This is a genomic window from Clostridium sp. LS3, from assembly GCF_055330225.1.
In genome coordinates this window covers 1,559,455-1,573,804 of record NZ_CM143921.1, presented here as the reverse complement: position 1 = coordinate 1,573,804, position 14,350 = coordinate 1,559,455, and the positions used below count along the sequence as shown (strand labels likewise).

At 29.3% G+C, this 14,350-nt stretch carries 13 protein-coding genes; 1 reads left to right on the top strand and 12 read right to left on the bottom strand.

The genetic code is table 11. From position 1 onward, the window contains the following. Positions 1–82: 82 nt before the first annotated feature. Positions 83–1,513: an adenylosuccinate lyase gene (gene purB / locus ACZJV1_RS07280; RefSeq protein WP_463651863.1), complete on the bottom strand. Its 1,431-nt coding sequence runs from the start codon at positions 1,511–1,513 to the stop codon at positions 83–85. 158 nt (positions 1,514–1,671) lie between these two features. On the opposite strand from purB, the gene ACZJV1_RS07275 reads away from it, so the two are divergent. Further along, on the top strand, positions 1,672–1,890 hold the full coding sequence (locus ACZJV1_RS07275; protein WP_463651862.1) for a DUF378 domain-containing protein: 219 nt from the start codon (positions 1,672–1,674) through the stop codon (positions 1,888–1,890). A 58-nt stretch (positions 1,891–1,948) separates the two neighbouring features. Here ACZJV1_RS07275 and ACZJV1_RS07270 read toward each other — a convergent pair whose 3' ends face one another. The 11 genes from ACZJV1_RS07270 to ACZJV1_RS07220 all read right to left on the bottom strand — a co-directional run bounded on the left by ACZJV1_RS07270 (position 1,949) and on the right by ACZJV1_RS07220 (position 14,219). Continuing rightward, entirely contained in the window at positions 1,949–2,209 is a 261-nt protein-coding gene (locus ACZJV1_RS07270) for an HPr family phosphocarrier protein (RefSeq protein ID WP_411170557.1), read from the bottom strand. Positions 2,210–2,399: 190 nt separating this feature from the next. Beyond that, complete coding sequence (locus ACZJV1_RS07265) at positions 2,400–2,660, bottom strand: stage V sporulation protein S (protein ID WP_016206312.1); 261 nt, start codon at positions 2,658–2,660, stop codon at positions 2,400–2,402. 183 nt (positions 2,661–2,843) lie between these two features. Further along, complete coding sequence (gene rny, locus ACZJV1_RS07260) at positions 2,844–4,388, bottom strand: ribonuclease Y (protein WP_460287760.1); 1,545 nt, start codon at positions 4,386–4,388, stop codon at positions 2,844–2,846. 316 nt (positions 4,389–4,704) lie between these two features. Next, positions 4,705–5,745, bottom strand: coding sequence for a recombinase RecA (gene recA / locus ACZJV1_RS07255; RefSeq protein ID WP_463651861.1), 1,041 nt, complete (start codon positions 5,743–5,745; stop codon positions 4,705–4,707). Positions 5,746–5,922: 177 nt separating this feature from the next. Next, positions 5,923–6,513: a CDP-diacylglycerol--glycerol-3-phosphate 3-phosphatidyltransferase gene (pgsA, locus tag ACZJV1_RS07250; protein ID WP_460287765.1), complete on the bottom strand. Its 591-nt coding sequence runs from the start codon at positions 6,511–6,513 to the stop codon at positions 5,923–5,925. After that, the gene (gene rimO, locus ACZJV1_RS07245) at positions 6,497–7,834 is read right to left on the bottom strand and encodes a 30S ribosomal protein S12 methylthiotransferase RimO (RefSeq protein WP_463651860.1); all 1,338 of its coding nucleotides are present in this window, start codon (positions 7,832–7,834) and stop codon (positions 6,497–6,499) included. The genes pgsA and rimO overlap by 17 nt, the downstream gene beginning before the upstream one ends. A gap of 85 nt (positions 7,835–7,919) precedes the next feature. After that, positions 7,920–10,325: an FtsK/SpoIIIE family DNA translocase gene (locus ACZJV1_RS07240; protein WP_463651859.1), complete on the bottom strand. Its 2,406-nt coding sequence runs from the start codon at positions 10,323–10,325 to the stop codon at positions 7,920–7,922. A gap of 167 nt (positions 10,326–10,492) precedes the next feature. After that, positions 10,493–11,242: a ClpP family protease gene (locus tag ACZJV1_RS07235; protein WP_411170552.1), complete on the bottom strand. Its 750-nt coding sequence runs from the start codon at positions 11,240–11,242 to the stop codon at positions 10,493–10,495. A gap of 46 nt (positions 11,243–11,288) precedes the next feature. After that, on the bottom strand, positions 11,289–12,491 hold the full coding sequence (gene dapG / locus ACZJV1_RS07230; RefSeq protein ID WP_460287768.1) for an aspartate kinase: 1,203 nt from the start codon (positions 12,489–12,491) through the stop codon (positions 11,289–11,291). Positions 12,492–12,508: 17 nt separating this feature from the next. Beyond that, positions 12,509–12,835: a YlmC/YmxH family sporulation protein gene (locus tag ACZJV1_RS07225; protein WP_411170550.1), complete on the bottom strand. Its 327-nt coding sequence runs from the start codon at positions 12,833–12,835 to the stop codon at positions 12,509–12,511. 76 nt (positions 12,836–12,911) lie between these two features. Further along, entirely contained in the window at positions 12,912–14,219 is a 1,308-nt protein-coding gene (locus ACZJV1_RS07220) for a M16 family metallopeptidase (protein WP_460287770.1), read from the bottom strand. Positions 14,220–14,350 lie beyond the last annotated feature (131 nt).

Sequence of the window (14,350 nt, the reverse complement as noted above, 5' to 3'; positions counted from 1 at the left end):
AGTAAAAGTTGTTAAATATCTCTAAAACTACTAAAAGTCATACTGTATTATAAAATACATTATGACTTTTAATAATTGTAAATTAAACAGAAATTTCGCTCTTAACTTTTAATGCTTCTTTATTATCATCAATTATAGAATTTATGTAGTTTTCTATAAATTCTACAACTTGACTTGGTGCTCTTCCAACAAACTTAGTAGGATCTATTATATTTAATATTTCACCCTTACTTAACTTAAAGCTATCATCATTTATAATTCTTTCTATTAAATCGTTATCTAAGCCCTCTCCCTTCACTCTTTGAGCTGCTGCCATTGAATGAACTCTTATTTTTTCATGAAGCTCTTGCCTGTCTCCACCTCTTTTTACAGCTTCCATCATTATATTTTCTGTAGCCATAAAAGGAAGTTCATTATTAACATGGCTCTTTATTACTTTTTCATATACTACCATATTTTCAGCAATATTAATATAAAGGTTTAATACTCCATCTAAAGCTAAGAATGCTTCTGCTACTGCAATTCTTTTATTAGCTGAATCATCTAAAGTTCTTTCAAACCATTGTGTTGCAGCTGTTATTGCTGGATTTAATGAATTTACTATAACATATCTTGCTAAAGAACTCATTCTTTCGCTTCTCATTGGATTTCTCTTATACGCCATTGCAGATGATCCTATTTGATTCTTTTCAAATGGTTCCTCAACTTCTTTCATACTTTGTAGTAATCTTAAATCATTACTAAACTTATAAGCACTTTGTGCAACTTCTGATAATCTATTTAATACTATAGAATCTAATTTTCTAGGATATGTTTGACCTGTTACGCCATAGCTCATTTCAAATCCCATCTTTTTAGCTACTATATTGTCTAACTCTTTAACTTTTTCTTCATCATCATTAAACAAAGTCATAAAACTTGCTTGAGTACCAGTAGTTCCCTTGACTCCCCTTAGCTTTAAAGTAGATAATAAGAAATCTATGTTCTCTATATCTAAAACTAAATCTTGCATCCAAAGAGTTGCTCTTTTTCCTACTGTAGTTAATTGTGCAGGTTGAAAATGGGTAAATCCAAGAGTTGGCATATCTTTATATTTCATTGCAAAATTTGATAAATGATTTAATACTGTTACTATCTTTTTCTTTACTAGTAATAGAGCATCTCTCATAATGATTATATCTGTATTATCGCCTACATAACAGCTAGTAGCTCCTAAGTGTATAATTCCCTTTGCATTAGGACATTGTAATCCATAAGCATATACATGACTCATAACATCATGTCTAACTTCTTTTTCTTTTTTTATAGCCTCTTCATAGTTTATATTATATATATTAGCTTTAAGCTCTTCTATTTGCTCTTCACTTATGTTTAACCCTAATTCTCTTTCTCCTTCTGCTAAAGCAACCCATAATTTTCTCCATGTTGAAAATTTCATATCATCTGAAAATATATAACTCATTTCTTTTGATGCATATCTTGAATTTAACGGTGTACTATATAAATCTCTCATCCTTAGATAACCTCCGAATAAATTTTTATTTTTCTGATTTATAATTCGTATTATAACATAATAAAATTATTTTTTCAGCTTTTTTAAATTATTTTCAGTTATATTTTGATTATTTTTTAATATATATATACTGTATTAATTCATAAGGGGGATAAATTATGTGTAAAATTAATTTAATGGATAAAATATCTTTTATATTAGTATTAATTGGTGCTATAAATTGGGGATTTATAGGATTACTAGGTATAAATCTTGTTACTTTATTAGTTGGTGGTTCAGTTTTACTACAAAGAATAATATATATAGCTATATTTGCAGGAGCTATTGATTTAGTTTTTTTGATGTTTAAATGTAATTCCTTAAAACTATTTAATTAACTACATACTATATATTATAAATAGAAAATAAAAAAGTGCCCCTTGGCACTTTTTTATCTTAGTCTTCTAAGCTAGCTATTAAGTTAACAATTTCTTCAACTGCTAAAGCTTCGTCATCTCCACTTGCTAAAACAGTTACTTTTGCTCCTTTAGTAACTCCTAAAGAAAGAACTCCGATTAAACTCTTAACGTTAGCTTTCTTTCCATTAAATTCAATGCTTACATCTGATTTGAAAGATGAAGCCTTCTTTACTAATAAAGTTGCTGGTCTAGCATGTAAACCAGTTCCGTTGTTTACTACAACCTCTTTAGATATCATTAAACACACCTCTTTACATTAAATTTGAAATAGTTATCTATTTAACTATTTCATTATATATGCAAATAAAAAAAATTTCAAGGTTTATAATGGGCTATTTTACTTATTATGAAAAAGAACTACCTTAATGTAGTCCTTTTCTTTATTTTGCCCAAATAAATTCTCTTCCCAATTTAAACTACGGAACTTACTATCTTGGTTGAACGATTAGTTTTATTGCCGTTCTTTCTTCACCATCTATTTCTATATCAGTGAATGCTGGAACACAAACAATATCTTTTCCGCTAGGGGCAACGAAGCCTCTTGCTATAGCAATTGCTTTTACTGCTTGATTTATAGCACCTGCTCCTACTGCTTGAATCTCTACTATATTTTTTTCTTTAATTATGGCAGCTAATGCACCTGCCACTGAATTTGGATTTGATTTTGTTGAAACCTTTAATACTTCCACTTGTCTTTACCTCCTAGATAAAAATCGTTTACAATAAAATTTAAAATATTTACCCTTGCATTATATATATTCTATGACCGTTAGAAAAATCCTTCTTTATTTTGAAATTTTTTTTATATTTCAAAAAATTCTTTCTCTTAATAAAAAATAAGGTACATTTTGCAAAGCAAAATGTACCTTATATTATTTAGCATAATCTACTGCTCTTGTTTCTCTTATAACATTAATTTTAATTTGACCTGGATATTCTAATTGTTCTTCTATACTCTTAGCTAAGCTTCTAGCTAATTCTATAGATCCAGCGTCATCTAAATGATCTGGTTTAACCATAATTCTAATCTCTCTACCAGCCTGAATCGCATATGATTTTTCTACACCTTCGTAAGAATTTGCAATTTCTTCAAGTTTCTCTAAACGCTTAATATACGCTTCTAGAGTTTCTCTTCTAGCACCTGGTCTTGCCGCTGATATAGCATCAGCTGCTTGAACTAATACAGCTTCTAGTGTTAACATTTCAACATCTCCATGATGCGCAGCTATAGCATTATATACAGCTTGTGATTCTCCATACTTCTTAGCTAAATCTCCACCTATTACAGCATGGCGACCTTCTTCTTCTTGTGTTGCTACTTTACCTATATCATGTAGTAAACCTGCTCTTTTAGCTAAGTTTACATCTAAGCCTAGCTCTGCAGCCATAACACCAGCTAAATATGAAACCTCAATAGAATGTTTTAACACATTTTGTCCATAACTAGTTCTATACTTTAGTCTACCAAGTAGTTTAATTATTTCAGGATGAACACCATGAACACCAGTTTCTAATGTTGCTTGTTCTCCTTCTTCTTTAATATCATTTTCAACATCCTTAGTAGCTCTTTCTACCATTTCCTCGATTCTAGCTGGATGAATTCTACCATCCACAATTAACTTTTCTAAAGCTATTTTAGCAATTTCTCTCCTTACCGGATCAAAACTTGATAAAATAACTGCTTCTGGAGTATCATCTATAATTAAATCCACTCCTGTTAATGTTTCAAGAGTTCTGATATTTCTACCTTCTCTCCCTATAATTCTACCCTTCATTTCATCATTTGGAAGGGCAACAACATGTACTGTTGATTCTGATACATGATCTGCGGCACATCTTTGAATAGCAGTTGTTATAATTTCTCTTGCCTTTTTATCTGCTTCTTCCTTAGCCTTTGCCTCTATATCTTTGATCATAATAGCAGTTTCATGAGTTATTTCTCTTCTTACTTCTTCTAAAAGAATTTCTCTTGCTTCTTCAGTAGATAGAGTTGCTATTCTTTCAAGCTCCTCTCTTCTTTTAGAATATAGTTCCTGTACATTTGCTTCCATTTCATCGATTTCTTGTAATCTTTTATTTAGTGCTTCTTCTTTCTTTTCTAAAAGATCACTCTTTTTGTCTTGGGATTCTTCTCTTTGAATAAGCCTTCTTTCAAGTCTTTGAATTTCGTTTCTTCTTTCTCTTGAATCCCTTTCAAGATCATTTCTAAGTCTATGAACTTCTTCCTTAGCCTCTAAAATTGATTCTTTCTTAGTAGCTTCAGCTTCCCTCTTAGCATTTTCTAAAAGGTTTTCTGCTTCTTTTTCTAAGCCTTCTATCTTTGTTTTAGAAGCGCTTTGTATAGCTTTATAAAGTACTAAGCATAATACGGCTAATACTATAATATCAACTATTACCCAAATAAGAATTTTATCCATAACAACACCTCCTCCATTCATATAAACCTATAGTTTAACAGAAAATGTAGTAGGCATCATACTTAATCTAACTGATATTTGAAATATGATAAAACCAGTATTTGTTATTATTTTATCTTAAAATTAAAATTATGTCAAGTTTAGTTACATAAATAAGGAAACAAATTTTAATTGTTTACATAATTATGAAATCTTTGTCTAAGATTATTTTCTGCCAAATATAAATAATAAAGTCGATAATAGTAATTGGAATATTACTATTATCGACTATTATTATTAACATATTTATCTAACTATATTCGAATTATTATTAAATTTATTCTTCTTTGCCATTTTTATTTGTAGAAACCTCTTTCATAACCGGTAAATCATATTTTTCTCTTATCTTATTTTCTATTTCTAATGCTGTTTCAGGATTATCTTTTAAGTATTGTTTTGCATTTTCTCTACCTTGGCCAAGTCTTATATCGCCATAAGAAAACCATGCTCCACTTTTTTGAACTATTCCTTCTTTAACACCTACATCTACAATATTACCAGTTCTTGATATACCTTCATTATACATTATATCAAATTCAGCTTGTTTAAATGGAGGAGCTACTTTATTTTTCATTACCTTAACTCTTGTTCTGTTTCCTACAATCCCTTCACCTTGCTTTATTGAATCAATTCTTCTAACATCAAGTCTAACTGAAGAATAGAACTTTAAAGCTCTTCCACCTGTTGTAGTTTCAGGATTTCCAAACATAACTCCAACCTTTTCTCTTAATTGGTTTATAAATATAGCCACACAGCCTGTTTTTTGGATAGTTCCTGTTAATTTTCTTAAAGCTTGGGACATAAGTCTAGCTTGAAGACCAACGTGAGAATCACCCATTTCACCTTCAATTTCTGCTCTTGGAACTAATGCTGCAACTGAGTCAACTACTATAACATCAATTGCTCCTGAACGAACTAAAGCTTCAGCAATTTCAAGCCCTTGTTCACCTGTATCTGGTTGTGAAACTATAAGATTTTCAGTATCAACCCCTAAATTTCTCGCATAACTTGGATCTAAAGCATGTTCTGCATCTATAAACGCAACAGCTCCACCATTTTTTTGAGCTTCAGCAGCAATATGTAAAGCTACTGTTGTTTTACCTGAACTTTCTGGTCCATATATTTCTATTATTCTGCCCTTAGGAACTCCCCCTATTCCTAAGGCTATATCCAAGTCAAGACAACCTGTTGAAATAGATTCTATATTTAATGAACTATTCTCACCTAGTTTCATTATAGATCCTTTACCAAACTGCTTTTCAATTTGACCCATTGCATTTTCTATAGCTTTTAACTTATCCATATCTATATTTCCCATATAGCACCTTCCTCTCTAAAACGAACATTTGTTCTATAAGTAAATTATAAAGTATTTATTGAATATAGTCAACATCTAATATATATTTTTTTAACATAATATTTTCCATATTAAAAGTTCCAACTATTTTAGATGGAACTTTTATTTTAAATTATACCCAATTTTTTCTATTATAAACTATTTATTAGTATCTATTATCTTTTTATTTTTTTTAAAGTAATCATACCCTGATACTATTGTCATTATTACAGCTAAAAACAATAGATATTTTGGTCCATATTTAATAATTAGCTTAAATGTATCGCTTGCTGATACTAATGACATTAAATATTTTGAAGACCCTATATTTACTTGAATTAATGAAACTATTATAGCTGCTATTTGCGTAACGGTTTTAACCTTTCCCCACATACTTGCAGCAATTACCTTTCCTTCTGATGCAGCAATTGTTCTAAGGCCTGAAACTGCAAACTCTCTTGCAATTATCACTACAGTTGCCCAAGCTGGTACAACTTGAAGTTCAACTAATGAAATTAAAGCAGCTGTAACTAAAAGTTTGTCTGCAAGTGGATCCATAAATTTTCCAAAATTAGTTACTTGATTTCTACTTCTTGCAATATATCCGTCTAATTGATCAGTTAAAGATGCAATTATAAATATAAAAGTAGCTATGAAAGTTCCATATGGAATGTCATTTACCGCAATAAATATTAAAAATAACGGTACTAAAAATATTCTTAACATTGTTAGCTTATTTGCTAAATTCATTACATACCTCTCCTACTAAATCATACTCTAAAGCCTCTTTAATTTCTACCTTAACAAATTCTCCTCTTTCAAGGTTTTTAGTGGTATTAATTAATATAATTCCATCAATTTCTGGCGCCATTTCTGAACTTCTTCCAATAAAATATTTTCCTTTTCTTCCATCTATAATAGTATCATAAACTTTAGATATTTTCAATTCGTTTAACTCTTGAACTACTATTTTTTGGACTAACATAAGTTCTCTTTGTCTTTCTTCTTTTACTTCTTCATCTATCTGATTTTCCATAGCTGCAGCTGGAGTTCCATCTTCTTTTGAATATTTAAAAACCCCAACATTATCGAGCTTATATTCATTTAAAAAATCACAAAGTTCTTTAAAGTCTTCCTCTGTTTCACCAGGGAATCCAACTATAATAGATGTTCTAAGAGTTATCCCAGGAATTCTTTTTCTTAATTTATCTATTATTTTTGTTATTGTTTCTTTATTTGTTCTTCTTGCCATACGCTTTAATATATTATTACTTATATGTTGTATAGGTAAATCTAGATATTTTACAACCTTTGGATTTGTTGCCATTTCTTCAATTAATTCTTCTGTTATTTCTTCTGGGTAGCAATAAAGTAATCTTATCCATTCTATGCCCTTAACTTTTGAAATTTCTCTAATTAATTCATGAAGTTTATTTTCTTTGTAGATATCCACTCCATAATAAGTTAAGTCTTGTGCTATTAAAATAATTTCCTTAACTCCATTTTCAGCAAGAAGATTTACCTCTTTTAATATATTTTCTATATTTCTACTTCTAAACTTCCCTCTTATCTTTGGTATTATACAATAAGTACAACAGTTGTCACAGCCTTCTGCTACTCTTATATAAGCTGTATGTTTATCGGTAGTTAAAAGTCTTATTCCTTCATTTATATTTTCATCACTATAATTTGCTGCAAGTATCCTTCTTTCGCCCTTTATAAAGTCTAATATAAGCTTATGTAGCTTCATATAGTCATTAACACCCATAAGTATATCAATTTCTGGCATAAGATTTAAAAGCTCTTCACCATATCTTTGTGTTAAACATCCTGTTGCTATAAGCATTTTGCATTTATATTTATTTTTATACTCAGCCATTTCTAGTATAGTATCTATAGATTCTTGTTTTGCACTTTCTATAAACCCACATGTATTTACTATTATTATTTCAGCTTCCTTAGGATCATTAGTTATTTCATAAAATTTATTTATTGTTCCTAGTATAAGTTCAGAATCTACTCTGTTTTTATCGCACCCTAAACTTATCATACCAACTTTATACTTTTCCAAAGATACTTCCTCCTACGTTTTCTACATTATTTCTCATTTAGCCTAAACTTATTTTAATGTACAAAAATAATATTTACAAGTTTTTTTAATCTTCAATATTTAATTCTTCTTTTGAAACTAGAACCTGCCTTGGTCTACTTCCATCTTTTTCAGAAATAACACCACGTTCCTCAAGTTCATCCATTATTCTCGAAGCTCTATTAAAGCCTATTCTAAGCTTTCTTTGAAGGAATGATGTAGATGCTTGATTATATTCTATAACAACCTTTATTGCTTCCTCTAAAAGTTCATCACCATCTTCTGAATCTTCACCTCTGCCACCTTCTTTTATTCCATTTTCTATATGCTCAATTATAGATTTTTCATAGTCAGAATTAGATTCTTCATCCTTTATAAAGTTTACAACCTTTTCTACTTCTTCTTCTGATATAAATGCTCCTTGAACTCTAAGAGGTTTATTTTCACCTATTGGACAATATAACATATCCCCTCTTCCAAGAAGCTTTTCAGCTCCAGTAGAATCTAGTATTGTTCGAGAATCAATTCCTGATGAAACTGCAAAGGAAATTCTTGATGGTATATTAGCCTTAATTACACCTGTAATTACATCTACAGAAGGCCTTTGTGTTGCAATTATTAAGTGCATTCCTGCAGCTCTAGCCATTTGAGCTAATCTACATATATAGTCTTCTACATCATTTGGACACGCCATCATTAAATCTGCAAGTTCATCTACAATCATAACTATATATGGTAACTTTTCTTCAATCATCCCTTTTTCATAAAGAGCATTATAGCTTTCTATATTTCTTACAGATGAATCTGCAAATAACTTATATCTTTTATTCATCTCATTAACTGCCCAATTTAAAGCTGCTGCTGCTTTTTTAGGATCTGTTACTACTGGAATTAAAAGATGTGGTATTCCATTATAAACGCTAAGCTCTACCACCTTAGGATCTACCATAAGTAGTTTTACTTCATTCGGACTATATTTATATAATAGACTAACTATAAGTGTATTTATACATACAGATTTACCTGAGCCTGTTGCACCTGCAATTAACATATGAGGCATTGTAGCTAAATCTCCAACTACACATTTTCCTGTAATATCTTTTCCTAATGCAAAAGCTAACTTTTTATTTGAAGTTTCAAACTCTTTAGAGTCTAAAACTTCTCTTAAAAATACTGATGTTTGTTTATTATTAGGAACTTCTATTCCTATTGCCGCTTTTCCAGGTATAGGGGCTTCCATTCTTACGCCACTCGCAGCAAGTCCTAATGCTATATCATCTTGTAAGTTTACTATTTTTGAAACCTTTACTCCAGGACTTGGTTGAATCTCAAATCTAGTTACAGATGGTCCCTTCGTTACTTGAACTACCTTTGCATCTACTCCAAAATCATTAAGTATCCCTTCAAGCTTCCCAGCATTTTCTATAAGTTCCTTTTTATCTTCACTTTTGAGCTTCATTTTGCTATTTATATTTAAAAGTTCTACTGATGGATGCTTGTAAATTTTTTCTTCTTTTTTCTCATCTATTAAACTTTCTTCTATTTCTTTACTAACTACATCTTTAACTGTATTATCTAACTTTTCTTTTTTCTTAGCTCTTTCATCAACCTTTACTTCTTTATTGAAATGATTTTCTGTAATTCTTTCTTCATCAAAAACTTCTACATTAAAAGGATTAATCTTTTTGCTTTCTTTAAATTCTTCACCTGAATTTTCAATAGCATTCTCATCTAATGATGAATTTTTCATAAAATCTAGAATCTTTATTTTATTATTTATTCCAGTTATAAATTCTTCTCTTTCCTTTTCTTCCCTCTTTGGTACAACATCTATTAAAGGAGTATTTTCTTTTTCCTTTACTATATTAACTTCCTTATTCAAAGCTTTTTCCTTTGTTTTAAGCTTTTTACTTTTTTCTTTAAAAAACATAACTATATCGTATAATGTTATATCAAAAAGAAGTACTGTTCCTATAACCCATAAAGCCGAATATAATATATATGAACCAATATAACCAATAAGTCTACTTAAAGGGTAAGATAGCAGATGTCCTAATAACCCACCATGAATACCTTTTATACTTACAATTTCAATCCATGTATTATAAAAACCATCTTTCTTTTCTAATATATGAATACTACCAGTAGAACATCCTAATGTTATAGCTAATATAATAAGAGTTATTCCAAAAAATCTTCTTGTTACTTTGATACTTCCTTTTGAAGCTATACTATGATATCCAAAATAAATTAAATATAACGGAAGTACAAAAGCACTAACCCCTACTAACTTATATATTACCTCCCTTGATAAAATAGATAAGGCACCTGCCCAAGTAGTATAAATTGCTATAGCTAATAAAATTCCTACAGCTATATAAATTATACCTTTAATATCTCCATTTTCTTTTATATCACTTTTTTTATTAGTGTCCTTCTTTTTACTAGTATTTTTTGCCTTAACTCTAGACACATAATCACCTCGCTGTTTTCCCATTTACTGTAAGTTACTCATTTACATAATAATATTATAAACTTTATAGAAAAAAAAGCAATTTAAATAACTACCTATTATTTAAACTGCTTAAATTAATATATTATATTATAAATAAAAACTGTCATTTTCATAAATTTCTATATCTATTCTTCCTTTTCTTCTGTCAATTCCTTTTCTTTTTCTTCTATTAATTTTTTTAATTTACTTAAGGCATCCTTTATTCCCCCTACTTCATCTATAAGCCCACAATCTACAGCTTGTTTTCCTATTAAAATAGTTCCCATGTCATTTAATAATTCATCCGATTTTAACATCATTTCTTTTAATTCATTCTTATCTATTTTTGATGTTCTTACTATAAAGCTATCTATTCTTTCCTGCATTTTTTGGAAATAATTAAATGTTTGAGCTACACCTATAACAAAGCCATTCATTCTTATTGGATGTACAATCATTGTTGCTGAAGGTGTTATAAATGAATAACTAGATGAAGTTGCTAAAGGTACTCCTATTGAATGTCCACCACCAATTACTATTGATACTGTTGGCTTTGAAAGAGAATTTATCATTTCTGAAATAGCCAATCCCGCTTCAACATCTCCTCCAACTGTATTTAATACTATTAATACACCTTTTACATTATCATTTCGCTCCATAGAGATGAGTTGAGGAATTACATGTTCATATTTTGTTGACTTAGATTGAGCTGGTGAAACTTGATGTCCTTCTATTTGTCCTATTATTGGTAATATTTGAATGCTTTCATCTTGCGCTACTTCGTTTGCAGTTCCGAACTCTTTTATTTCTTCTCTTTTTTCTTTAGATTCTCTTAAATCTTCTTCATTTTCTATATCTTTATTTCCATCAGTCGATGAGTAAAAAAAATTATTCATAATAAAATCCTCCTATACAGTATTATTTTGCACAGGAGGATTTATTTTATTCACCTAAGTTAAATGCTTTATGAAGTAAATTTAGTGCTTTGATAATATTCTCTGATTGAATTAAACACCATATAGTCATATTAGAGTCAGCTGTTTGAAGAATTTCTATTGAACCCTCTGCTAGGGTTTTTATTATTTTTGCCATTATTCCAGGGACTCCATTCATTCCAATACCTACTATAGCTATAGTGCTACAGTTTTCTTTTATATTGTAATTTATATTTACTTCTTTAAAGACTTTTTCTAATTTTTCCTTTTTACATGAATCTATGGTAAAAATTTGTTCAGTTGGAAATATATTTATAAGATCTAAGCTTATACTACTTTTTGCTAAAGTTTCTAATAAATATCTATAATTAGTGTTATCTTTATTTTCTTTTAATCTTACTGTTACTTGTATTCTATTATTTAAATGTGTTATTCCTGAGATAACTTTTTTATGATCACTTGTCCCGTAACTGTTTACTAAAGTTCCCTTGCAATCATTCATTGTATTTTTTATAACTATTGGAATATTGGCTCTTCTTGCACACTCAACAGCTCTTGGGTGTATAACTTTTGCCCCCTGATCTGCAAGTTGAAATATTTCATTGTAACTTATTGTGTCTATTAATGCTGCATCTCTTACTATTCTTGGATCAGCAGTCATTATACCATCTACATCTGTATAAATTTCAATTGCTTCTGCATTTAATGACATTCCTAATATACAAGCAGATGTATCACTTCCCCCTCTTCCCAAGGTAGTTAAATATCCTTTTTCAGTTACACCTTGAAAACCTGTAACAACTGGAACTTTACCACTTTCTAAAATGTTTTGTATATTTTCTAGGTTTGTGTAAATTAGTTCAGCTTCGGAAAAGCTATCATTTGTTATAATACCTGCTTGACCTCCAGTAAGTGGAACTGCTTGAATGCCTTCATTTATTAAGACATTACTCATTAATACCGAACTTATTATTTCTCCACAGCACATAAGCATATCTGTTGCTTGTAGGTTATTTCTCTTAAAATTATTATCTAATAATGATAATAAAGTATCTGTAGCATAAGGTTCACCTCTTCTTCCCATAGCAGATACTACTACTACAGGAGAAAAGCCTTTATTTATTGCATTTTTAACCTTAGATACTACTTGATTTCTTCTTTCTTCAGTAGATACAGATGTACCTCCAAATTTTTGTATAATTATTTTCAAGTAATAACCTCCCTAAGTTATGCTCTTGCCCTCCTTATCTTTTCCTTATCAGCTGAAACTACAATAACATTTGCTCCAACTTTAGTTACATAATTCCAAGGAATTTCTACATATTCTCTTCCTCCAAATAAACCCAATTTACTTCCAGCAACAGCAGCAACTACAAATTGTAAATTTCCATCTTCATCAATTATAAAATCTAGAGCTTGTTGAGTATCATATTTTTCTGCTTCTTCTGTATTAAATATTTCAAATCTTTCTAAATCACTAAGAAGCCTATACTTATACTCTCTTTTAGGATCTTCTTCATAATATTCCCCTTTTCTTTTATCGCCTCTTAACATAAGATTCACCTCCATACTATCTTATGTAAATCTTATGCTAATTAGAGATAATTTAGTACATAATATTATGGTAATATTATGTACTTTTTAACCCTTCATTATTAGAGTTATCATAAGCTTTTATATTAGGCTCTATAATATGATTTAACTTTTCCCATTCTATATCTTGACCTACATATGATGAGCTTATTATGCCTGGTTTAAAGCAAGTATCTAATACATATTTTATGTCTTCACTATTTATATTGTTAATTCTTTTTATTACTTCTTCTTGAGTTTTAATCTTATTCTGAAGCAACATGCTTTTTGCATTAGCAAACATTCTAGATGAAGTACTTTCTAATCCTAATATATAACTTGCTTTTATTTTTTCTTTATTAATTTCTAATAAATCTTTTGAAATTCCTTTATCCGCAAACTTTTTAAGCTGCTTATTAATTACATCTAAAGCTTTATCTGCTGATTGCTTACTTACACCTGTATATATATTATTTATTCCTACGCCTAAATATGGTTGACCATATGAATAAATAGTATAGCAAAGACCTAATTCTTCTCTAACATTTTGGAATAATACAGATGATGCTCCTCCTCCAAAAACATTATTTAAAAGGACTAATGCATAAGATTTTTCGTGAGCATATGGTAATCCATTTAAAGTCAAATTTATATGAACTTGTTCTATTTGTTTATTTGTATAGTTACTTTCATTAAGTAAAATAGGTGTCTTGTATTCAGGTACATAGTGTCCTTCACTTTCCCAAGAACCAAAGTTTTCTTCTATCATCTTCATTAACTCTTTTTCATCAAATTTTCCACAAACAGATATTACTGAATTATGCGGTGCATAATGAGATTTAACAAATTTCTTTATCTTATCACTATTAAATGATTTTATATTATCTATACTCCCAAGTATAGGATATGATAATGAATTATCGCCAAATACTGCTTTTGATTGATTATTATCTAAAACATCTTCTGGAGTATCTTCACTCATATTTATTTCCTCAATAACTACTCCTTTTTCTTTTTCTATTTCTTCGTCATCGAATTTAGAATTTAATATCATATCAGCTAGTATTTCTATAGATAAATCTAAATGTGTACTTAAAGCTTTTATATAATAGCAAGTTGCCTCTTTACTTGTATATGCATTAATTTGTCCACCTACATTTTCTATTTGTTGAACTATCTCCTTTGAAGTTCTATTTTCTGTTCCCTTAAAAAACATATGCTCTATAAAATGAGATATACCATTTAGCTCTAAGTCCTCGTTTCTTGAACCATTTTGAACCATCACCCCAACACTTATTGAATTTACATGATCTATATATTCTGTTACAACTCTTAATCCATTTTTTAATGTATATATATTGTACATAGTTCCTCCTCTTTATCTATTTTAAATTTATTCTATATTACTATTATTCTATATTATTTTAGAGTTATGTAATACTAATTATTTATATTTAATTAAAATTTTATCATATAAAGAAAAAAAGGCAATAAATT